Genomic DNA, 21,060 nt, shown 5'->3' with positions numbered 1-21,060 from the left:
CATGATTAAGGGGTCGGGCGTTCGGGGACACTAATTCAAGAGGACTACTCGCAATGAACCTTTATCTACTCGCAGCTGCAGGTGCTGATTCAGAAGCACCCGTCAATGAATTCGGTTTTTGGAAAGCCATGGAAGAGGGCGGCCCTGTCGCTTGGTCGATCCTTGCCGTTATGGTCATCATGTCGGTTGGCTCATTCTACATCTTGTTCACCAAATATTTCGAGCAAGCCAAAGTGATGCGTCAGTACAAAGGCGTGCAAACGGCATTCTGGCGTGCAGCTTCACTCAAAGAAGGCGCGACCAAGCTTGAGAAAAACTCAGCATGGCGTCAGCTGGCTGACGATGCAGTGACCGCTCAAAGCCACCACTCACAAATGGAAGGTGCTGCAAACGAGATCCACTTCGTCGAAGAAGAGCTCGCACACTCGCAAAACACCATCAACCAGTCGCTCTCAGGCGGTCTGTCGTTCCTCGCATCCGTCGGCGCTACGGCTCCGTTTATTGGTCTGCTTGGTACAGTGATCGGTATTTACCGCGCACTCATCAACATTGGTATCGAAGGTTCTGCTTCGATCGATAAGGTTGCTGGTCCGGTTGGTGAGGCACTCATCATGACTGCGATTGGTCTGCTTGTGGCTGTGCCTGCTGTGCTTGCGTTTAACTGGCTCCAGTCACGCAACCGTCGCATCGACGCTCTTATGACTGATTTCTCAAACAACATCGTCGCCTACATCGGTTCAAACGGCAACATTAAGCCTGCTGTAACCGCTGCTCCGGCTGCGAAGAAGCCTGCTGCGAAACCAGCGGCGGCTGCACCTGCGAAGAAGTAAGTCTGCTTTAATCCTTGGGAGCGCCCTGTACGCTTTGCCCCGAGCAATTTGTCTTACGCAATTTGTCTTGCGCGCCTCCAAGGAAAGCAAACGGATACATTCGTGAGGGCATCGGTTTTCTCGGTGCCTGATTTGAGAAACGCTCAATTTTTGAGCAAATAAGGAATTCACAATGGCGATTTCGATGGGAGGCGGGGGCGAGACCCCAATGTCCGACATCAACACCACGCCGCTGGTGGATGTGATGCTGGTTCTCCTCATCATCTTCCTCATCGCGGTTCCGGTGGCGATCCAAACGATCGAAAAGCTCGAGATCCCAGTGTTTGCTTCTCAAGAGTCCAAGGACAAGGTGGAAAACCTGCAGCTTACAGTCAGCACAACCGATGCTGAAGGTCAGACAGCAGGCACCCTTCGTTCAGGCTTTGGCGGTGCAACACGGGGCGGCGAGTGCCGGGTCTACTTCAACAACATCACCCCGATGGATTCAGAAGAGCTGCGCAAAGAGGCATTTGAACGCCTTGATGCGATCGTTCAGCGCGCTGGTGGTATTGAAGTGGTCATGCAAGACCCTGAACTTATCCCACAAGTGCATATTCGTGCAGACGTAGAAGCTCCATGGCGCTGCGTTGCAGGGGCGATCTATAACGTTCAAGCAGCTGGTTATCCAACGGTTGGGTTCATTTCCAACCCGGTTGATCCAAACGGCTGATTGGCGAGAATAAGGAGTAACAGACATGGGTATGGCTGGAGGTAAACTCGACGGCGAACCGATGATCGATATGAACATGACCCCGCTGATCGACGTTTTGCTCGTTCTGCTGATTATGTTCATCATCACCATCCCGGTGGCCACCCACTCGGTCGATATTGACCTTCCATCAGGTGATCCGCCTGATAACCCGGTTGATATTGAGCCCGACAAAAACAAGCTGGTCATCACTGACGATGATCAACTTCTTTGGAACGGTGACGAGATCAACGAAGAAAACTTGGCTTTTCTTCTCCAGCAGACACGGGCCATGGAAATCGAGCCCGAGCTTCAATATGAGCCCTTCGCTCAAGCAAGCTATGACAAGTCGGCTAAGACCCTTGATATCATCAAGAAGTCTGGCGTGACCAAGTTCGGTTTTGTTGGAAACGAACGCTACCGTGTGTTCGGCAAAGGCGAATAGTCGCGGCGAGTAAGCCAAACACAACGCTGGGGCACAGTCCCCGCCAAGAGGGCGCTGCGAGTGATCGCGGCGCCTTTTTTGTTGGCTAAAGCCTGCGTCAATGTCGCCTCAATTGGCGCATCAGTTGCAAGCCGCACACCCGTGTGCGTTAGGCAACCTTTTCATTTTGCGATATGCTTAGCGTCTGTCCTATCCCTAAAGGAGAGAAACGATGGCTTTTTCGCATGGTTCACCAGCTAATGATCCCGTCAGCACCATGAACATGACGCCGCTGATTGATGTGCTGTTGGTGCTGCTCATCATGTTCGTTGTGACTATACCGGTTGCCACTCATTCGTTGGATATAGACGTTGGTCCGGGCCCTGATAACGTCACCCCCATTCGCCCAACAATCAACAAGGTGACTATTTCAGACGAGGACGCAGTCATGTGGAACGGGGACAGTGTCACCATGGCAGAGCTATCCGGCCTCTTGAAAGCCTCTGCCCGGATCATCCCTGAGCCTGAGCTCCAATTCGAACCCGATGCCAAGTCAAGCTACCAAACTTCCGTGAAGGTGCTGCGCGAGATCAAATTCTAGGGGGTCACGAACTTCGGCTTCGTCGGAAATGAGAAGTACCGTAAGTTTGCGTCGAGCGAGTGACCGCCTGAACGGAGGACCGATGCGCAGACGCCAAAGAAAACGCTTCGACCACGGCGAACCGATTGCGACAATCGACACGCGGCCCTTGGCGTTTGTAGCCATGTTCTTGGCGATCGTATTTCTTATGCCAGCAGCGCAGGTGAAGCCCCATGCCTTGGTCATAAATTTAGTTTCGGACTATGATCTAGGGGGAGGACATGAAATCGACATCGTTCCTGCTGCGGTCCAAATTACACCAACACAGGCCGGTAATATTCTTTGGAATTGTGAGACGATAGCCTTCTCCCAGCTGAGAGGGCTCCTTCAGCAAAGCATGCACGAGGTCATTGAACCGATCATTGTGTTCAATCCCGACCCAAGCGCTAGCTATGATCTTTCGGTCAAGGTCCTCAACGAGATCAAGGAGGTAGGAGCGACGAAACTCCGCTTCGAACGGCTGGAACGACACCGCCACTTTGAAAGTGCAAATGATCCAAGGCCATCAGGGGGGCTAAACAGTCTAAGTTTGCTCTCGGTAGAGGCCATACCGATAGAGATGCCGGACAAGTTCAAGCCAAGAGCCATTGATAAGATCAATTGCGACCCGGGCCAAAGTTAATCCCCCTCCAAGGGTGGATCGATCCGCATCGCTTCGCCCACTAAGCTCTCCGCCTCAATCAGCAGCTCGTCGTCCACAGCGCCTTGCGGCACGGCCTCACGGCCGATCATTGTCATGACCGGAACCGCCAAAGGAGAGACCCGCTCGAGCTCCACATGCACCAGTTCATGCTGCGAGCGCTCAAGCAGGTCGGCAAGCCGCCCCACATCGGTCATCCTTGCGCGCGCATCGGCCCATGCAGCCTCCAAGAGCACATGGTCGGGTTCATACTTCTTGAGCACATCGTAGATGAGGTCGGTTGAAAAAGTGACTTGTTTGCCCGTTTTGCGCTTACCGGGGTGCTGGCGCTCGATCAGGCCGCTAATCACGGCAACTTCGCGGAAAGCTCGGCGCAATAGATGGCTTTCGGTCACCCAATCGGTGAATTCCTCCGTGAGAATATCGGGCGACAACAGCGGCTTGGGGTCCTCCACTGGCTTTAGCCCCCATACCGCCAGCGTGTAGTCATTCGCCACAAAGCCGCCCGGCATCAGTCCAAGGTTTTCCATTCGGCGGGTGATAAGCATGCCCAGCGACTGGTTCGCATTCCACCCTTCAAAGGTGTAGTATGCTGCGTAATGCTTGCCTCCATGAGGGAAGCTCTCAACCAACAATTCTCCAGGCTTTGGCAAACGGCTGCGATAGTCCTGCACCTCAAGCCACTCGCGCACGTCGTCAGGAAAGCGCCCCCATCCCGCACGGTCATCGAGCATCGCCTGCACCCGCGTCGCCAAATGGGTGGTGAGCGGCAACCGCAGGCCGCCATAAGAGGGGATCGTCGCGGACTTTTTCGCCGCCCGCACGATCACATCCATGTCTTTGACGCTCTCAACCTCAAGGCTCATGCCCGCGAAGAAAAAGGTATCGCCTGCCGAAAGCTGCGCCGCAAAACGCTCTTCAACCTTGCCCAATTGCCTGCCGTTTTTGAAACGCACTTGGAGCATTTCACTATCGACAATGATGCCAGCATTCATCCGATGACGCTGCGCCTGATTGGGGTGGGTCAACCGCCAAACGCCTGTTTTGTCCCGAACTATCCGCTTGAACTTATCATAGGCTTTGAGCGCATAACCGCCGCTTTCGACAAAATGCAGCACGCGATCAAACGCGGTTTTGTCGAGCCACGCATAAGCCATAGACGAACACACTTCGGTGAGCAGTTCATCCTCATGAAACGGCCCAGCGCACGCGCAGGCCATTACATGCTGGGCAAGAACATCAAGGCCCCCTGCCCTGAAATCCTCGCCATCGCGCATGCCTTCATCGACGGCGTCTTTGGCGGCCATGGCTTCCAAAAACTCAAACCGATTGCCAGGCACGAGCATCGCGCGGCTTGCTGTATCGAGCCTGTGCCCTGCGCGCCCAATCCTTTGAAGAAGCCGTGAGGAACCCTTGGGCGCGCCCATCTGAACGACCAGATCAATGTCGCCCCAATCGACCCCGAGATCGAGCGAGGCTGTGCATACCAGCGCTCGTAATTCACCTGCGGCCATGGCATCTTCGACCTTACGCCGTGCCTCTTTGGAAAGGCTCCCATGGTGGACCCCGATGGGCAGGTTCTCCTCGTTCACTTCCCATAGGCACTGGAAAATGAACTCGGCGAGGAAACGCGTATTGGTGAATATCAGCGTAGTGCGATTATCGCGGATCGCCTCCATCAATTGGTCCACCGCCCAGCGCCCCGCATGGCCACCCCAAGGCACGCGCTCCTCAATAGGGAGCAGGATGTCCACTTGCGCCGGAGCACCATCTTCACCCAGCACCAAGTCGGCTGCGAAAATCTCACCCTCGGCATCTGGTGGCTGCGGCGCGAGCCATTCTTGAAAGCTCAACGGGTTTGCCAATGTCGCAGAAAGCGCCACACGCTGCATATCGGGTGCGAGCGTTTGCAGCCGCGCCAATGCAAGGGCGAGCAAATCTCCGCGCTTGCCGGTGGCAAAGGCATGAACCTCGTCAATCACCACCCGCTTGAGGGTTCGGAACATCTCCAAACTCTCGGGATAAGAAAGCAGAAGTGACAAGCTCTCAGGGGTTGTCAGCAGCACATGTGGCGGCTTTGTGCGCTGGCGCTTCTTGCGATCTGAAGACGTGTCGCCAGAACGCGTCTCGACCCGGATAGGCAAGTCAATTTCTTCAATTGGCGTCAGCAGATTACGCTTCACATCATGGGCGAGCGCCTTCAGCGGGGAGACATAGAGAGTATGAAGACCATCCTCAGGCGGCGCGCCCAAAGAAGGCGCAAAATCGCACAAAGTCGGCAAGAAACCCGCAAGCGTCTTACCCGCCCCGGTATCAGCCACCAGCAGCGCATCACGGCCCTCACGAGCCTTAGCAAGCATATCCAGCTGGTGGCGTCTAATCCGCCAACCACGCGCATCGAACCAGCTTTGAATTTCGCTAGGTATCATCACAAGGGATCATAGCTGAAAATATGGCGGGGAAAATGGTGGGGAATATGGCCTGAAATATGGCAAGTGATCACCGCTCACTATCTGGAACCACCATCGTCGAAGGTACGATCAAGGGCGTGGGTTCTTTCTGCGATAATTCTTCAGAGCTGATGCCAAGCATGGCAGATAACTCGGCCTGATCGGCCTCACTTAAATTGGAGAATTGACGTCCTTGCGGGTATTGCGAAGAAATCGCGCGGAATTCTTTTTCCATCGCAATCAGCGCGCTCTGAAACGCGTCGGCGCGGTCCTCAAACACTCGCATCACCGGATCATCGCCGCCGGTTTCCCAGTCCTGAGCTGCGTATTTTGATCCTGTTGGAGTTGAGAAAAAGGCCAGAAGTTCGCGCAATTCTGCCTCTGTATATCGCGCCAGGTATGACTTTGCCAAACCCTGACGATAGGCAGGTTCAATCTCTTTGAGCAACGCATTGAACGCATTCTCATAAGCGGCTTGTTTGGCTGCGTTTCGATCTGAAAACTTCGGATCGAGCAGAAGAACCGCCTCCAAAATCCGTTCTCGCGGCAATTCTCCCAAACGCACCAGAGAAAGGCCTGTGAGGCGCGCCAGGCGGACTTTGGGCTGATCTTGGAGGGGCCCGATGTACCGCGTCCCACCCACAATTTCGATAAGATCGCGAAGAACATCGGTCATTGCGCCATCGGGCACGGTCTTGAGCGTTATCCGCTCAGCAATAGCGGCCGCGGCTAAGCTGCGATCTTGGGAAACAGCGCTTTGGGTGTCAGCGCCACTATCCTGCGCCAATGTCGGTGTGCCAACACTCAAAATCGCCAAACCCATGGCCCAAAAGAGACACTTCATAGTCCGGTTCCTCTAGTCGATGAGAGCGCCAGAAGTGGGTGCAGGCTCAGCTTCAGCCAACTCCTCCTGGGTCACACCAAGAAGGGCTGCAAGCTCAGCGCGCTCCCCTTCATCAAGGGCAGAAAACTTTCGCCCTTGGGGGAAATCAGCTGTCGCCTCGCTCATCATGCCCATCATGTCGGGCATGCGTTGCATCATCGCTGGCATCACCTCATTCATTGAGGACATAACTTGCGGGTCGGCAAAAATCAGGAAGCTTTCCGCGGCATATTTCTTCCCTACCGGTGTGCCGAAATAGGCGGCAAGATCGGTCAGCTCTGCCTGTGTGAAGCGGACCGCATATGCGCGTGCAAGGCCAGCGCGGTAAGAAGGCTCGATCTCAATAACCACTTCGCTAATCAGGTTGAACATAGCCTCAGCCATAGCAGCGTTGCGTTCAGCGGCCGCCGGATCGAGCAGGTTGAGGGCGGCATCAAGCTTTCTGCTCTCAACGGCGCTAAGGGTGAGGGGATCAAGACCCGTAAGGCTTGTCACAGCAATCGCGGGAGCCCCGCCAAAGCCGCCGATCATCCCTTCCATCATTGGGGCCATGGTCTCTTCCATCATTTTGGCATAGGTGCCTTCGGGAAAGAGCTTGGTGACAACTTGCATCGCTGGGCCAAGGCGCGCTTCTTCTTCAGGTGACAGCGGTTCTGCGCTGCCGAACATATCGCCAAAGAGATCGCCGATGGCTTCGAACTCCTCGGCCGTAGGCTCGCTCGCTTCGACTGTTTGCGCCGACACGCTTGGCGCGGCCAGAGTGAGGCTGAGGCCTGTTGCTGCAACCAAAATGAAGCGCTTCATATGAATATTCCTTTTGCGAATTTAGACCAATTATGCCCGACCAAGCGGACGCGTTCCACCCTCAATCCGCTTGTATTTACCTGTCTCAAGAGCAAGAGCGGATGAGGAAAAAAGCCATGATTGCGTAAATGACCCAATAGGTCTTGATGGGGTAGCGCTCAAAGAACTTTTGAACCTTCTCTCGCAATTGGCGGTCGAGTTCGCCCGCCTCTCCAGCAGCGAAAGAAGGCGGAATAATCTGGTCTGGATCGATCGTGCGGTCCGTTTCAGGAACGTAACCGCCCGAGTGGCTCCACTCTTCATCAGGCTCCGGGTCAAGACCTGGTTCGACCTCAGGATGGTAATGAGGGTGGCCACCTTGAGGCGGGTCATAGCTTGGTTTGTAACCGCCGCTGTGCTCCCAGTCCTCTTGAAGAGTTTGCCCATTTTCAGGAAGGTGGAGCGGTTCATCGTGCTCTGAATTGTCGGCACCGGGCCCTTGTCCATCGCCCCTGTTCCAAGGGCCATTGCGAGAAGGGTCGGGCTCTCTATGGGCTTCGTGTGGGACCTTGGGTTCCTCACCAACAGGCGATTGGATCAGCGGCGCATCTGGTTTTTGCGTATCGGTCGGCAAGGTTTGCGCAGCATCCGACACATAGTGGGATGAAACATCCCCTTGGGTCGCCGTCTCCCCGCTACGCTGCGCCTCGCGTTGCAATTCAGACGCGCTAAAGAGGGCTTTCTCGCGGGCCTCTGTCAGTTCGGCGAAGGCGGAAATACGCGCCGCCTGTGCATCAAGGACCGCGCGCTTTTGCGCATAGGCTGCGTGGATCGCCTCTTTATCGCAAGTTTTGGCGATCCCAAGCTTGGCCCATGCCCAGTCTTGCGCCTTAATGCCCAACGCTCTCGCCGCGCTCGAGACCTGAAAGCGAGAGCTGCTCATCGATCTGAGCAATTAAGCGCTCAAGTCCCTCAGCGGTATCGCTTTCGGCCCGTGCCACGAGCACATCTTGCGTGTTAGACGCGCGCAGCAGCCACCATCCATCAGCTGTATTCACCCGCACACCATCGGTTGCATTGACCTCTTCAACGGCGGGTCCGGGATTTGTGGTAAGCCGCTGTGTAATCTCGGCCATGGCGGGGAATTTGCGCACCTCATCCACTTGAAAACGCATCTCAGGCGTGTTGAGCATATCAGGGATGCTCCCGCGTAGCTCAGTCACCGATTTGCCCAGCCGCGCCGAGGCCGCCAAGAGTCGCACGCCTGCGTATAACGCATCGTCAAAGCCGTAATAGGTGTCGGCAAAGAACACGTGGCCGCTCATTTCACCGGCAAGAGGTGAGCCGGTCTCCTTCATTTTGGACTTAATAAGCGAGTGCCCGGTCTTCCACATCAGCGGTTTGCCGCCGTGTTTTGCGACATGATCAAACAACGCGCGGCTGGCCTTCACGTCGGCGATAATCGTTTGACCTTGGTGGGTTTTTAGAACGTCCTCTGCATAGATCATCAAAAGCTGATCGCCCCAGATCACCCGGCCTTCGCCATCAATCGCACCGATCCGGTCGCCATCACCGTCAAAAGCCACGCCAAAGTCGAGGTTCTTCTCCGCGACAAGCTTACGCAAATCCACCAGGTTCTCTTCAACAGTTGGATCAGGGTGGTGATTAGGAAAATGACCGTCAACTTCAGTGAAAAGCAAATGGTGTTCACCCGGCAGTCGCGCCGCCAGCGCTTCGAGGGCCGGTCCGGCCGCGCCATTCCCCGCATCCCAGCCCACTTTGAGCGAGCTCAGCTTCGCCTCGTCGATACCGGAGAGACCCTCGAGCATGCGCTCGACATACTCGCCAAGGATGTCGCGCGAGGTGATCTCCCCCGCTCCATCGGCCCAGTCCCCGGCCGCAGCCATCGTCCCGAGCCTTTGGATATCGGCCCCAAAAAACGGTCGCCCCTGAAATACCATTTTGAAGCCGTTGTAATTGGGGGGATTGTGGCTGCCAGTTATCTGAATGCCGCCTTTTACATCTTCGGCTGACGCTTCTGCATAATACAGCATTGGGGTTGCGCCCATGCCGACCTTCACAACATCACACCCACTTGCAGCCAGCCCTTCGACCAGTGCGTGTTCGAGCATGGGCGAACTCACCCTGCCATCATAACCCACTGCGACCTTAGGAGCGCTCGCTACGCCATCGGCTTCCTCAGCGCGGCGCAAGAGCGTGCCAAAGGAGCGGCCAATCGCGCGAGCATCATCGGCACCAAGAGTTTCGCCAATAATCCCTCGAATATCGTATTCGCGAAGAACTGTGGGGTCGAAAGTATAGGACATGGGGTTTGGGGCCTTATGTGATTTACGATTGAGCAGCGTGTCTGAGCGTATGTCGATAAACTATAATGTGCAGCGACCCTTCGCATACACCAGCTTTCGCCTCGCCTTCTATGACAAATGCTTCAATATGGTGATGACACCTGAGAGCTTTAGATTATCTTGCCCTTGGTTACGCGCCGTCTTGATCGTTTCGATCATTAAGATCAGCGCCCTGGCGGGGCAATTCATCAAGCAGCAGGTCGCGAGCATCATTCGCTTCGTGAACTTGGCTGTTTTTGCCGCCCCGGTCAGGATGAACCATCGAGATCAATCGTTTATGAGCGGCCAAAATGTCTTCGCGGCTCGCGCCTTGTTCGACCGCCAAGAGTTTACGAGCCTTGAAGACCGCCTGCGAGCGTGTCGGCTTCGATTGCAGATACTCCCAAGGCCATTTGCCCAAAGCCCAGCGCCACAGCACGCACACCACCGCAAGGATAATCGCAAATTTAAGCATGGGTCAGGCCGGCTCCATCTTAGCTTTTGGCTTAGCAAACTTTGGCAGCTTTAGCGCCATAACCAGGCTGCGCAATTCTTGCCGTGCAACAAGGTGGCTGGTTCCCAGATCCCCCAGATGCCCTTTATCGAGCAATGTCAGGCCCGAGGGAAACAACTCACGGAAAATCACCCGCTCTGACAGACCATGCGTCACCCGGAAGCCAACGCGTCTGGACATTTCTTTAAGCGCTTTCTCGATACGCGCCATGTTGCGTGCCTCTGTGTGACCGGTGCGGTTGCGAACGACAACCCAGTCCATTTCTGGGCGCTCGCCGGTAGCGGTCGCCCGGCTGCGTTTCATGCGCGCTTCCCAGATGAGTTCTGCAAAAAATGAGAGTTTCTTGACCTTGAAGCTTTCAGGGTCGACTTGCCCAATAAGGTCAAAGTCGACAAAGCTATCGTTCATCGGGGTGACCAGTGTATCGGCCTGCTCCACCGCCGCACGCGCAAGTTCATCATCACGGCCCGGATTGTCGATGATGAGAAAGTCGCAGTCCTTCTCAAGTTTATCGATCTTTACCAGCAAGGCTGAATTGCTGCGCCCCTTGAACACCTCACATGCAGGTGTGGGCAAATGCAATCCCCTGCGCTGCATCGTGTGATAGCGATTTTCCATATAGCGGTGCGAGGTGCGCTGACGCGGATCAAGGTCGAGCATCGTCACGCGCTCCCCCAGATAAGAAAGCGCCACAGCGACATGTACAGCCGTGGTCGACTTGCCCGTTCCACCCTTCTCGTTCGCAAACACAATTCGGTGCGTGCGGCGATTTGGTTGGGGGGCGACCATTCACGTTTTCCTTATTCTATCAACGCTTTCGTTGACCCACTATACTTGCAAGCTTGTGAGAGGCTTGCACAAGGGTCTACGATACACAGGTGTCTATCGAGGCACCCATTGTTATCCAAGGGGAAGGCCACGTGCAAACAGCGCGCACATTGGATGTGTTGAGAAACTCGGTCGCCAAACTGCGTCAGGCTGGTGCGCGCATTGGCTTGGTGCCCACTATGGGCGCTTTGCACGAGGGGCATTTGACGCTCGTGCGGCAAGCGATGAAGAGTTGCGATGCGGTTGTGGCCTCGATCTTTGTGAACCCTACGCAGTTTGGCCCAGGGGAGGATTTGGACGCTTACCCCCGGCAACTTGCCAAGGACGCAGCTATGCTTGAGGTGCAAGGGTGTGCGATTTTGTGGGCGCCAGAACCGGGCGAAATGTACCCGCACGGCTTTGTAACCAACATATCGGTCAGTGGTGTGAGCGAAGGGCTTTGCGGCGCAGCGCGGCCGGGCCATTTTGATGGCGTTGCAACGGTGGTGAACAAACTCTTCAATCAGGTGCGGCCCGATATGGCTTTTTTTGGCGAGAAGGATTTTCAGCAGCTTGCCGTGATCCGTGCGATGGCCCGTGACCTTGACCTGACGTTTCCCCATGTGGCCTCGATCATGGGTGTGCCCACGGTGCGCGAAGCCGATGGCTTGGCAATGTCGAGCCGCAATCGCTACCTTTCAAAAGACAACCGTGCCTCCGCGGCAACGCTGCCTAAGGCGATGAAACAGGCGGTTGCTCAGATTGAGGCGGGCGCGCAAATTTCGGCTGCATTGGCGGCGCTTGAGGACGCACTTACAGAAGCTGGATTTGATCAGCCTGATTATGCCGCGCTGTGCGATGCGGCTTCCCTTGCGCCGCTTGAGCACCTAACGGGCTCACCAGCGCGCCTTTTGGTAGCAGCGCGCATTGGCGGCACGCGCCTGATCGATAACATTGCCGTCAATGGATGAGCGGCTCGAAGGGATCTAAAGACCGATGCTAAAGCACTTTTGGGGCTCCTTGCTGTTCACTGCGATCTGCATGGCGCTGGGCGGTTGGTATGGTTGGGCTATGTCTGGCACGGTGGAAGGCACGCTTTCGATCCTTTGGATTTGCGCGGTGCTTGCGGTGCTCGAGGTCTCTTTGTCATTCGACAATGCAGCCGTGAACGCCTCAATCCTCAAAGATATGGACCCCGTGTGGCAACAACGCTTTCTCACTTGGGGCATCGCCATTGCTGTTTTTGGGATGCGGATCGTGTTCCCCATTGTCATCGTGATGGTTGCCGCCTCCTTGGGTCCAGTGGACGCTGTGCGATTGGCGTTGAGCGATCCTGCGGAGTATCAACGGATCGTCAGCGATGCTCACATTGGCCTTATGGGCTTTGGCGGTGCGTTTTTGGGGATGGTTGCACTGAAATTCTTCTTCGACGCGGACAAAGAGCTTGATTGGATTGGTGTGATCGAACGCCCATTGTCAAAAGTCGCCGATATTGAAGCGATCTCTATCGGCCTTGTCCTGCTCGGCACTTGGGCCACATCGACAATGCTGGCAGACGAGGACGCGCTTAGCTTTATCATCGCAGCAATCGGTGGGCTTCTGACCTATCTGGTGGTCGAAATTGTCAATCACGTGCTTGAACCACCCACCCCATCTTCGGGTGATGTGGCCAAGGCCGGGTTTGGCGCGTTTCTTTACCTCGAAGTGCTCGACGCAAGCTTTTCGTTTGACGGAGTGATCGGCGCATTTGCGCTCACCAACAACCTCATCATTATCGCCATCGGTCTTGGCATTGGAGCCATGTTTGTGCGTTCGATGACAATCTTTCTCGTGCGCAAAGGCACTATGTCGCAATACCGCTATTTGGAACATGGCGCGTTCTACGCGATCCTTGCTCTGGCTGTGATTATGTACATCAACACCTTCGCACATATCCCTGAGGTCATCACCGGACTGATCGGCGCTGTGCTGATCGGGATTGCGTTTTGGTCGTCGGTGCGTGCGAACAGAGCGGATCGGTCGCTGCAAGCTGCTTGACGAGTGAGTTGCTTTGGTGGCAAAGGCGCGGGCCTCGGAGCCGAGCGGGTATAGCATAGTGGTAATGCACCAGCCTTCCAAGCTGTGTAGAGGGGTTCGATTCCCCTTACCCGCTCCAAGAACAAACGTAATTCGTTGATATTTTTGAATTCATCGAGACGTTCGATATCTAGGCCATGCCTGCAGAAATCGGCCAAATTAGTTTGGCGACTGAGGAACGTAGACCTTTGTGACTATCTTCCACTGATTGTTAATTTTCATTAGTGTCAACGCATCGAAAAACCTTGCGCCGGATCGGAATGTGACTGTGGCGAGGCGATTGTCGACGATTTGGAGCGATAAAAACTCATAATCAGAACGCAGGCCTGGTGGGTTCTCATTCGATGCCCAGATCGAAATGACCTCATCCATTTGCGTTCGGCGCAGTGAGTTTGTGCCGTCGCTCCCTGGGGTTGAAGTCATCATGATTGCATGATTTCGCGCGAACGCCCGTTCGAGGCGCTCCTCGCTCGCCTGCCCTTGACCTTGAAAATAGTCTAAGACCACAAGCCTTATGGCTTCAGCCTCTGGCTGTTGATTTACGCGAGGCCCCGACATTGTTGCACAACCAAGCAACAATGCACTGCTGATCGTAAGCGCTAGACCTGATTTCAACATTGCATATCCAATCACTGATCTGAAAGGCTCTGATTATGCACAGTCCCTCAGCAGAGGTCTTCGCGATTTCAGGACTAAGCTGATCATCTTCGCGCAATTGCAGGGCAAAGTCGCGGACACCAAAAATTCTGCGCCGCTTTTGGGCTTAAGGAGGTAAGCACAGCCGCTACTATTGAGCAGCGTTGCTGGAGCCGCTTTGATGATCATAATTGACACATTCTTCAGGTTTTCAGGAATAGGTTTGCTGTTGTTGATTGCGTTGATTGCCTTGCGCGATAACCGATCAGCGCAAAGCACCCCATTCTTGGTGTTGGCTTGTATCAGCACTGCATCGCTGTTCCTCGGATACGCTCCAGACGCACTTCGGCTGAATGGATGGGCGTTCGTGATTGCACGATTGATGGATGTGCCGCATTTAGTCTTTGTCTGGCTATTTGCCCTTTCGCTTTTTTCGTCGAACTTTCGGCTAAGCAAAGGCCATTTTATAGTCGGCGTCCTATATTGCATGCCTATCGTGTGGATCCGCTTGGCAGCTAATTTCGAAGTCCCCCCAGCACCGCCTTGGTTGGTCCAATTTGTAAGTGTCATGTCATTGGCAGTTGCTGGGCATCTGTGTCTTTCGACACTGCAAGGGCGCAAAGACGATCTAATCGCGTCAAGGCGGCAGTCACGGGTGATGTTCGTTATAGTCATCGCGCTAGTCACCGTTAGCGCCGCTCTTAGCGAAGCGTTTGGTGTGCAAGGTTCGTCGCTGAAGGCAGAGACGGTGAAGGTGCTGACAATTTGGCCTGCTGTCGCCTTGGCAGCGTATTGGATGACATCATTTAACAGTATCGCTGTGAACTTTGCGCACGATGAGCATGCCGCGCCCGATTTGGATGTGCGCGATGCAAAGCTGCATGATCGCTTGCGCGAAGAAATGTCTGAGCGCGCCGCTTATCAAGAGGAAAACCTAACGATACAGACTTTGGCGCAGCGGTTGGGCGTGACACAGCACCGGCTCAGGGCTTTTATAAATCAGGCCCTTGGGTATCGAAACTTCAGCACCTTCCTGAACGACCACAGAATTGACGCGGTGAAACAAGAATTCGCAAAACCGCAAAACGCTCATCTGCCCATCCTAACCATCGCCTTGGACTGCGGGTTTCGTTCTATCTCATCATTCAACCGTGCCTTCAAAGAGCGCGAGGACATGACCCCAAAGGAATACCGCCAGAAACTCAAAACCACGCACCAGAGATGAGTGAGAATTGCGAACTCATTGCGCGAAATCCGCCAGCTTTTGCGTGAAATTTAGCAGAGGGTTCAATCCAATCGCTCTAGGCTCTTATCGCTGCCTTTAAGGTATCTCCTAGTTTGGAGCAGTGGTCAGTAGAATATGCCGATTGGCAGCCATCACTTTCTGCCTAGTCCCAAACACTCATCGATTCACCGCATCTCCCTAGCGCCGCAATCCGATAGGTTTCGCACATTCCATCTTCTTAGCAAGTGAGGTCTCCATGATCCGTAACATCCTTCTCATCAGCGCCGCTGCGATCGTTGCCATTCCTGCCGCCTCGTCTGCACAGGAAAGTGAGGAAACCTTTGGCGGCACGAAGGGCGCCGATCTTACCATTGAGGCGATGGAGCCTGATGGTTCAGACATAACGGTCGGGCGCGCGGGCGAATATCCAGCCGACATCGCGCGATACTTGCTGGCATCAGGAGCAGGGTCAGCCAGTCTTTCGCCTGACGGCAAGACGATTGCTTTTGCTTGGGATGTAACCGGCGAATCCGAATTGTGGGTGATGCCTGCAACCGGCGGACAGCCTCGGCAGATCACGTTTGAGACTGGCGTTTTTGCGAGTGTTTGGACGCCCGATGGCTCAAGCTTGTTCTATCCGGCCGACCGCGACGGGAATGAACAGCCGGGCTATTTTGCGTTAACGCCGGACGGAAATTCTGAAACCGAAGTGTTGCCATCCGCGCGCGGCGATTTCCGCATCTTCGGCGATTTTGCGGCCGATGGCAGCTTTGTTTACGCGTCAACTGCGCGCGGAGCAGGCGTGTTCGACATTTATCGCGGGGCTATGGACGGCTCAAGCGAGCTGATCGTCGAAAGCGAGCTGGGCCTCGCTGCACGCTCCATCTCGCCCAACGGCAAGTATGCTCTTGTCACAGAGCAGGTGGGAGAGGACGCCAACAACCTCTATCTACTCGATCTCCAAACACGCCAGATGACCACTATCTCCAAACCGCCAATCGAAGAGCGCGCCGAACATACACTGGGGGGATTTGAGTGGATGCCCAATTCGTCCGGTTTCTACTTCGCAACCAATGCAGAGCGCGAATTTGGTACGCTTGCATTCTATAGTGTGGAGAGTGGAGGCTTCGAGCGTGTCTTCGAGGCGGAACGGGATGTGGAGAATATCGAGCTTTGCGGTGCCGGGCCGGAAGGCAGCTATCTTTATTGGACCCAGAACAATGATGGTTTTGACACACTGCATGGCTGGCACACCATCGAAAAGCGGCCAATTGAGATGCCACAGCTTCCAGAGGGGAATTATTATCTCGACTGTGAAGCGGATGGGGAATTGCTGGTTCGCGTTAATGGCTGGCAGACACCGGGCGAATTGTGGATGACAAACCCAATGGCTGCGACTGCTCAGAAAGTTTTCAGCGCAAACCTCGCCGGGCTCGATCCAGATCGTCTGGTTCGACCGCAGGTGGTTCGTTACCTCGCAAGCGATGGAGTAGAACTCCAAGGTTTGCTGTATCTTCCCCAGGGTACACAAACCGGAGACAATGCGCCTTCAGTCGTGTTTTCAGTCCACGGTGGTCCATCCGGGCAATCGCAAGCTCGATTTAACAGTGTCGCGCAATATCATGTGGCGCGCGGGGTGGCAGTGTTCGAGCCGAATATTCGCGGTTCGATAGGTCTGGGACGGACATATTCGACCCTTGATGACCGGGAAAAACGCCTCGATTCAATTCGCGACTTGGTTGATCTTAAGGACGCGCTGGCGGCCGATGGTTTGATCGATGGTGGTCGCGCTGCGGTGATGGGCGGATCATACGGCGGATATGCGGTCAACGCGGTTCTGGCCGAGTTTCCGGGAGAGTTTGTCGCTGGAGTTTCACTGTTTGGGGTAGCCGATTGGGTCACCGCTCTTGAGGTCGCCTCGCCCGCGCTTAAGGCCTCGGACAGGATCGAATACGGAGACATCACCGAAGAGGCCTGGCGCGAATATTACACCATCAACTCGCCAATCCGCAAAGCAGACCAGATCACCGTACCCGTGCTCTTTTCCCATGGCGTGACGGACCCACGCATTGATATTTCTGAAACAGAAGTGATGGTCACGACGCTTCGCGGCAACGGCGTCGATGCGCAGTTCATCCGCTTTCCTGATGAGGGACATGGTTGGCGCAAACTGTCGAACCAATTGTTCTATTACCGCAAACAGGCTGAATTTATCGAGGAACAGCTGGGTCTTAACGAGGCGGATTGAGCCGTCCGCAGCGCCAGGCTCAAATAGCGCAATATCAAATTTAGAAGCGGTGGCTGAGGTATCTTTGATCGCCGCGCTGGTCCAAGGCTAATAGATACACTGACACGTGTTCGTTTTGGCGATCAAAAAGGCGCTACGCCGCCTCAAACCTGTGCCTTTGTGATCGGCGTCGTATTGTACCTTCAGATTTTGGCTAGCCCCGTCATGGCTTGTTCGACCAAATGGCGCGAGCGGTCCCAGATCATCCGTTTCCAGTCAGCAAAGTCTGGGTAAAAAGCGTCTCGGATCTGCGCCTTTATCGCTTGGCCTTGATCGCTGGCGACCTCGCCTCTTTGGTAGAGCCAATTGTCAGCGCGCACCGCGTTTAAGACAGTGTCAAGATCGCGTGTGCCGTACTCAGCAGCGATGAACGCGATCTTCGTATCAGGCAGCGTGCGGGCGATCCCGTTGGCGTTGGTCCCGTTAAGCGCAGCGGATGTGGAGGTTCCGCCCTCTGGATCGGTGACCGGTTCCCCAAACCATTCCTTGGCCAGGGCCTTTTGCGCACGCGGCCCGGCGGAGATCAGCTCTGCATAGCCGTAAGGGCCAAGGCCGGTGTGAAAGTCGATCACGGCAAGGGCCTGTGTCTGCTTCAGGTATTGAGAAAGCACCGAGCGCAAAGTTGTGTTCGACCAGGCAGGGCCCTGCCCGCCGTAACACACGCCATCGGGATAATCATACTGGCCGCTTGATAGCGCTGCTTGGAAAGCGGGCATTCCATGAGCGGCGATATAGTCTGCTATGGCCGCGTCGGCGGCGTCTTTGGTCGGTCCATCCCAGTCAGCGGGCAGCACGTACTCATGGATCGCATCGTAATCGCTGACGGGCGTCTGCGAGATCGTGCCCCAATCTATGAAGTTGCGGTTGAGATCGATGTTGTTTTCGTTGACGCGCCGATCATGGGCAAAGCCATAGGGGTTAATCGCGTGGATCATGACAACGCCGAATTCGGGCGGCAGCGCGTCGAATGCACCGGTCTCGAGCAAGCCGACCTGCGGGCCCGAGCCGCAATAGCCCTCTACCCCGTGAGTGCCGCTGATAAGCAGGAGAGCTTTTTGCGGATTAGCGGGACCGATGCGAACCACATCTGTGAAAAGGTCTTCGCCGCCAGGCCCTTTGGCGTGGGGGTTGAGGTGACTGACAACACCAAGGGAACGAGCGGCACAGGCGTCCAAAAACTTGCGACGCGCTTCGAAATAAGTGGCCGAAAAGAACGAGGTGATTGGTTGGTCTGTCACATTTCTTTTCCTGTTTTGGAGTGCGTCGATCTGTCATCGCTGGTGGGAATCCGAGCGCGAACCTCCTTCAAGAAGGCTTTATCACCGGTATAGAAGTCCAGCACAGATCGCGCACGTTCTGACGAGAATATCCCAGGAACTGGCTCCATGTAGGATTGCCAGGATTGTTCGTCCAAAATTCCTGACTTGTATTGATGCCACGCAAATTCTCTAACGCGCAAAGCCTTCACCACCATCCAAGTGATGCGCCGTTCGTTCTCTGGCGACAGCTCATCGTCATCGCTGATCAGATGGGGATCGATTGCGTGGTCAATGAAGCCGGATATCAATCCAAGGTCAGCGTCCAGCAGTCCTTGCCTCGAATTTGCGACAATCGCTTTTGTATTCTGACGCAGTTGACCAGCGACGAACCATAACGAGGCGACAACCACTATCGCGGCAAGGATGTCGCTGATGGCGGAGATTGCCGCCCAGTCCATTTGCATTGCCCGTTTCTCCAGAAAGTTGTTTGGTGTGATGCCGGTCAGGAAGGGAGGAGGGCTGCAAAACCCGGCCCGTCCATCAGCGCAGCTGACGGCGCATAAATCGCCAGTCATGGCGTAGCTCTTCGGGCACCTCGGCCTCAGAATAGGGCGCTACGTCTTCGAAACCTACTGCCTCGTAAATTCTATGGGCTGAGGTCATGAAAGGACCTGTTTCCAATAACAGCTCTCGATAGCCGAATACGCGCGCATCACTCATAAGATGATCCAGAATCTTTGCGCCTGTTCCACCGCCGCGGCTCTTTGGGGAAACATAGATCCGCTTGATCTCGCCAACGCCGCCTTTGACCCGGCGCAGACCGCCCATACCCATCGCAGTCTCCCCATCGAAGGCCACATAGAAAATGCTATCGGGAGGGCGTCCCCCGCACAGCTTTTCTAAAGCGCCATCGACATAATCAGGGATCGGCATACCCAGCAGATTGGGTAGATTGAGACCGAAATGATCTCGCACCGAAGCGTCGGCCCAATTGAAATATTCGATATTGAAACGTGTGAGCACTTCGCGGTGCTTTTCCAGATCGGCTTGTACGAAAACCAAACTCATCCAGCCCCCCTTTTCTTCATGCAAAAGCTGATCGGCGATGCCCGGAAACGGACCAGCAATTGATGAGGCACCAATGCCGATATCACTGGCTCGACGTGTCACCTTAATAGGCCCGCAAAGAGAATTGCTACTATCGCCAGTGGCACCGCGTAGCGGATCGAACCTCGCCAAAAGGCAAAGAACGCGTCGCTCGTTTGTGCCAACTGCGCTCTCATAACTGAACGCGGAGCAACCCAACCCGCTATCAACGCGAGGGTTAGAGCGCCCAGCGGCATGATCACGCTGCCGAGCACCCAATCGAGCAAAACCCCGAAACCATCGATAAAGACGATCCCAACACCGCCGACCCATGCCAGCAGCGCAAAAAGCAGCGTTGCGTTGCGCTCGCTAAGTCCGAATTGCTGGATGCCGATGGTTCGAGCCACCATCAATATGGCAATCGACGATGTCAGAGCCGCAATGAAGGCCAGAAAGAAGAACAGCCCGCCGACCACATTGCCAAACGGCATTGTTGCAAAGAAGCTTGGTAGGGTCCCGAAAATGAGTCCCGTTCCTGCTGCGGGATCCATACCGAAGGCGAACACAATCGGGAAGATCATCAAACCCGCGACAAGCGCCACTAACGTGTCCGCTCCCGCGATAACCGTGGCGTTTGAGCCTATATTTGCATCCTTCGACAGAAAGGAACCGAAGGTGATCATCAGACCTGCACCCACGCCAAGCGAGAACAACGCCTGACCAAGAGCGGCAAGCACGATTTCTGGCGTCAATTGGTCAAAGCGCGGCATGAACAAATAGGAAAGCGCGTTGCTCGCCGCTCCGCTGTACAGCGCAAAAGCGGCAAGGCCTGCGAGAATGAAGAAAAACGCGGGCATCAATAGCACAGAGGCTGCCTCGATACCTCGCTTCAATCCGCGCAGGACAATTCCCGTTGTGATCGCAATGAACGCGGTGAACCATAGCAATGACGCGATGGGACCACCGTAGAGCGGCGTCTGGTTCGGATCGCTCAAATCCCCCATGAAACCCATCGCACTATAAGCCATGATCTGGCCGGAAAGCATCGTGTAGCCGGGTAATACGATCACAGCCCCTGCCAGCCCGATCCATCCCGCGATCTGCCAGTTTGGCGAACGACCTGCTTCAATGGCAATCTCCCGGGTGGATCCGATCGGTGAAAGACCCTTGTGACGTCCGATAGCCAGCTCAGCTATCAGCACAGGAAACCCGATCAGGATGACGCACACGATGTAGATCAAAACGAACGCGCCCCCGCCATTCTCGCCTGCCTGAAAGGGAAATCTCCAAAGATTGCCAAGCCCAACCGCAGAGCCAATCGCAGCCATCAAAAAGCCGAGACGCGAGCCCCATTGTTGTTTGCCTGCGCCGGCTGCCTCGTTTCGCTCTCCTGCGGTGTTCAGGTGCTGGGGAATTGTGATGTTGTGCGTGTCCGAACTCATGATGGG

The 21,060-nt window shown here is 55.1% G+C and carries 21 protein-coding genes and 1 tRNA gene; 10 read left to right on the top strand and 12 right to left on the bottom strand.

Annotated features, from left to right (window positions below):
* Positions 1-53 precede the first annotated feature (53 nt).
* The 5 genes from AC0V61_RS07780 (at position 54) to AC0V61_RS07760 (ending at position 3,243) form a co-directional block, all read left to right on the top strand.
* Entirely contained in the window at positions 54-830 is a 777-nt protein-coding gene (locus AC0V61_RS07780) for a MotA/TolQ/ExbB proton channel family protein (RefSeq protein ID WP_486156682.1), read from the top strand.
* A 172-nt stretch (positions 831-1,002) separates the two neighbouring features.
* On the top strand, positions 1,003-1,539 hold the full coding sequence (locus AC0V61_RS07775; RefSeq protein ID WP_486156681.1) for an ExbD/TolR family protein: 537 nt from the start codon (positions 1,003-1,005) through the stop codon (positions 1,537-1,539).
* Positions 1,540-1,564: 25 nt separating this feature from the next.
* Entirely contained in the window at positions 1,565-2,002 is a 438-nt protein-coding gene (locus AC0V61_RS07770; protein ID WP_486156680.1) for an ExbD/TolR family protein, read from the top strand.
* Positions 2,003-2,213: 211 nt separating this feature from the next.
* Positions 2,214-2,582: an ExbD/TolR family protein gene (locus AC0V61_RS07765; RefSeq protein ID WP_486156679.1), complete on the top strand. Its 369-nt coding sequence runs from the start codon at positions 2,214-2,216 to the stop codon at positions 2,580-2,582.
* A 28-nt stretch (positions 2,583-2,610) separates the two neighbouring features.
* The gene (locus AC0V61_RS07760; RefSeq protein WP_486156678.1) at positions 2,611-3,243 is read left to right on the top strand and encodes an ExbD/TolR family protein; all 633 of its coding nucleotides are present in this window, start codon (positions 2,611-2,613) and stop codon (positions 3,241-3,243) included.
* On the opposite strand, the gene AC0V61_RS07755 is transcribed toward AC0V61_RS07760, so the two are convergent.
* The 7 genes from AC0V61_RS07755 to AC0V61_RS07725 all read right to left on the bottom strand — a co-directional run bounded on the left by AC0V61_RS07755 (position 3,240) and on the right by AC0V61_RS07725 (position 11,025).
* On the bottom strand, positions 3,240-5,690 hold the full coding sequence (locus tag AC0V61_RS07755; RefSeq protein WP_486156677.1) for a ligase-associated DNA damage response DEXH box helicase: 2,451 nt from the start codon (positions 5,688-5,690) through the stop codon (positions 3,240-3,242). The two genes, AC0V61_RS07760 and AC0V61_RS07755, sit on opposite strands and share 4 nt — an antisense overlap.
* A 70-nt stretch (positions 5,691-5,760) precedes the next feature.
* Positions 5,761-6,555, bottom strand: coding sequence for a DUF2059 domain-containing protein (locus tag AC0V61_RS07750; RefSeq protein ID WP_486156676.1), 795 nt, complete (start codon positions 6,553-6,555; stop codon positions 5,761-5,763).
* 12 nt (positions 6,556-6,567) lie between these two features.
* A complete protein-coding gene (locus AC0V61_RS07745; RefSeq protein ID WP_486156675.1) occupies positions 6,568-7,398 on the bottom strand; it encodes a DUF2059 domain-containing protein in 831 nt (276 codons plus the stop codon).
* Between the two features lie 85 nt (positions 7,399-7,483).
* A complete protein-coding gene (locus AC0V61_RS07740) occupies positions 7,484-8,320 on the bottom strand; it encodes a hypothetical protein (RefSeq protein WP_486156674.1) in 837 nt (278 codons plus the stop codon).
* Entirely contained in the window at positions 8,268-9,704 is a 1,437-nt protein-coding gene (pgmG, locus tag AC0V61_RS07735) for a phosphoglucomutase/phosphomannomutase PgmG (protein ID WP_486156673.1), read from the bottom strand. The genes AC0V61_RS07740 and pgmG overlap by 53 nt, the downstream gene beginning before the upstream one ends.
* 169 nt (positions 9,705-9,873) lie before the next feature.
* Complete coding sequence (locus AC0V61_RS07730; RefSeq protein ID WP_486156672.1) at positions 9,874-10,197, bottom strand: J domain-containing protein; 324 nt, start codon at positions 10,195-10,197, stop codon at positions 9,874-9,876.
* Between the two features lie 3 nt (positions 10,198-10,200).
* On the bottom strand, positions 10,201-11,025 hold the full coding sequence (locus AC0V61_RS07725; protein WP_486156671.1) for a division plane positioning ATPase MipZ: 825 nt from the start codon (positions 11,023-11,025) through the stop codon (positions 10,201-10,203).
* A 131-nt stretch (positions 11,026-11,156) separates the two neighbouring features.
* Between AC0V61_RS07725 and panC the strand changes: the two genes are divergently transcribed.
* The 3 genes from panC (at position 11,157) to AC0V61_RS07710 (ending at position 13,198) form a co-directional block, all read left to right on the top strand.
* Complete coding sequence (gene panC, locus AC0V61_RS07720) at positions 11,157-12,014, top strand: pantoate--beta-alanine ligase (protein WP_486156670.1); 858 nt, start codon at positions 11,157-11,159, stop codon at positions 12,012-12,014.
* Between the two features lie 25 nt (positions 12,015-12,039).
* Complete coding sequence (locus AC0V61_RS07715) at positions 12,040-13,080, top strand: DUF475 domain-containing protein (RefSeq protein WP_486156669.1); 1,041 nt, start codon at positions 12,040-12,042, stop codon at positions 13,078-13,080.
* Positions 13,081-13,124: 44 nt separating this feature from the next.
* Positions 13,125-13,198, top strand: a tRNA-Gly gene (locus AC0V61_RS07710).
* Positions 13,199-13,278: 80 nt separating this feature from the next.
* Here the strand turns inward: AC0V61_RS07710 and AC0V61_RS07705 are convergent.
* Positions 13,279-13,677: a nuclear transport factor 2 family protein gene (locus AC0V61_RS07705; RefSeq protein WP_486159493.1), complete on the bottom strand. Its 399-nt coding sequence runs from the start codon at positions 13,675-13,677 to the stop codon at positions 13,279-13,281.
* 736 nt (positions 13,678-14,413) lie between these two features.
* Here AC0V61_RS07705 and AC0V61_RS07700 point away from each other — a divergent pair.
* Positions 14,414-14,980, top strand: a complete 567-nt coding sequence (locus AC0V61_RS07700) for a helix-turn-helix transcriptional regulator (protein WP_486156668.1) — start codon at positions 14,414-14,416, stop codon at positions 14,978-14,980.
* A 256-nt stretch (positions 14,981-15,236) separates the two neighbouring features.
* Positions 15,237-17,228, top strand: coding sequence for a S9 family peptidase (locus AC0V61_RS07695; RefSeq protein WP_486156667.1), 1,992 nt, complete (start codon positions 15,237-15,239; stop codon positions 17,226-17,228).
* 182 nt (positions 17,229-17,410) lie between these two features.
* On the opposite strand, the gene AC0V61_RS07690 is transcribed toward AC0V61_RS07695, so the two are convergent.
* The 4 genes from AC0V61_RS07690 to AC0V61_RS07675 form a co-directional block, all read right to left on the bottom strand.
* Complete coding sequence (locus AC0V61_RS07690; protein ID WP_486156666.1) at positions 17,411-18,505, bottom strand: M14 family metallopeptidase; 1,095 nt, start codon at positions 18,503-18,505, stop codon at positions 17,411-17,413.
* Positions 18,502-18,984 carry a hypothetical protein gene (locus tag AC0V61_RS07685; protein ID WP_486156665.1) on the bottom strand — a complete coding sequence of 161 codons (483 nt, stop codon included), beginning with the start codon at positions 18,982-18,984 and terminating at the stop codon, positions 18,502-18,504. Before AC0V61_RS07685 ends, AC0V61_RS07690 begins: the two co-directional genes overlap by 4 nt.
* An 82-nt stretch (positions 18,985-19,066) precedes the next feature.
* Complete coding sequence (locus tag AC0V61_RS07680; protein WP_486156664.1) at positions 19,067-19,696, bottom strand: GNAT family N-acetyltransferase; 630 nt, start codon at positions 19,694-19,696, stop codon at positions 19,067-19,069.
* Entirely contained in the window at positions 19,693-21,054 is a 1,362-nt protein-coding gene (locus AC0V61_RS07675) for a sodium-dependent transporter (protein WP_486156663.1), read from the bottom strand. Before AC0V61_RS07675 ends, AC0V61_RS07680 begins: the two co-directional genes overlap by 4 nt.
* Positions 21,055-21,060 lie beyond the last annotated feature (6 nt).

The organism is Erythrobacter sp. JB1-4, assembly GCF_057365025.1.
The sequence above is the reverse complement of the archived record's forward strand: the minus strand, read 5'-3'. Positions and strand labels throughout refer to the sequence as shown.

Coding starts and splice junctions, on each gene's coding strand:
- AC0V61_RS07780 (WP_486156682.1), top strand. CDS start 54: ATGAACCTTTATCTACTCGCAGCTGCAGGTGCTGATTCAGAAGCACCC.
- AC0V61_RS07775 (WP_486156681.1), top strand. CDS start 1,003: ATGGCGATTTCGATGGGAGGCGGGGGCGAGACCCCAATGTCCGACATC.
- AC0V61_RS07770 (WP_486156680.1), top strand. CDS start 1,565: ATGGGTATGGCTGGAGGTAAACTCGACGGCGAACCGATGATCGATATG.
- AC0V61_RS07765 (WP_486156679.1), top strand. CDS start 2,214: ATGGCTTTTTCGCATGGTTCACCAGCTAATGATCCCGTCAGCACCATG.
- AC0V61_RS07760 (WP_486156678.1), top strand. CDS start 2,611: ATGAGAAGTACCGTAAGTTTGCGTCGAGCGAGTGACCGCCTGAACGGA.
- AC0V61_RS07755 (WP_486156677.1), bottom strand. CDS start 5,690: ATGATACCTAGCGAAATTCAAAGCTGGTTCGATGCGCGTGGTTGGCGG.
- AC0V61_RS07750 (WP_486156676.1), bottom strand. CDS start 6,555: ATGAAGTGTCTCTTTTGGGCCATGGGTTTGGCGATTTTGAGTGTTGGC.
- AC0V61_RS07745 (WP_486156675.1), bottom strand. CDS start 7,398: ATGAAGCGCTTCATTTTGGTTGCAGCAACAGGCCTCAGCCTCACTCTG.
- AC0V61_RS07740 (WP_486156674.1), bottom strand. CDS start 8,320: ATGAGCAGCTCTCGCTTTCAGGTCTCGAGCGCGGCGAGAGCGTTGGGC.
- pgmG (WP_486156673.1), bottom strand. CDS start 9,704: ATGTCCTATACTTTCGACCCCACAGTTCTTCGCGAATACGATATTCGA.
- AC0V61_RS07730 (WP_486156672.1), bottom strand. CDS start 10,197: ATGCTTAAATTTGCGATTATCCTTGCGGTGGTGTGCGTGCTGTGGCGC.
- AC0V61_RS07725 (WP_486156671.1), bottom strand. CDS start 11,025: ATGGTCGCCCCCCAACCAAATCGCCGCACGCACCGAATTGTGTTTGCG.
- AC0V61_RS07715 (WP_486156669.1), top strand. CDS start 12,040: ATGCTAAAGCACTTTTGGGGCTCCTTGCTGTTCACTGCGATCTGCATG.
- AC0V61_RS07705 (WP_486159493.1), bottom strand. CDS start 13,677: ATGTCGGGGCCTCGCGTAAATCAACAGCCAGAGGCTGAAGCCATAAGG.
- AC0V61_RS07700 (WP_486156668.1), top strand. CDS start 14,414: ATGTTCGTTATAGTCATCGCGCTAGTCACCGTTAGCGCCGCTCTTAGC.
- AC0V61_RS07695 (WP_486156667.1), top strand. CDS start 15,237: ATGATCCGTAACATCCTTCTCATCAGCGCCGCTGCGATCGTTGCCATT.
- AC0V61_RS07685 (WP_486156665.1), bottom strand. CDS start 18,984: ATGGACTGGGCGGCAATCTCCGCCATCAGCGACATCCTTGCCGCGATA.
- AC0V61_RS07675 (WP_486156663.1), bottom strand. CDS start 21,054: ATGAGTTCGGACACGCACAACATCACAATTCCCCAGCACCTGAACACC.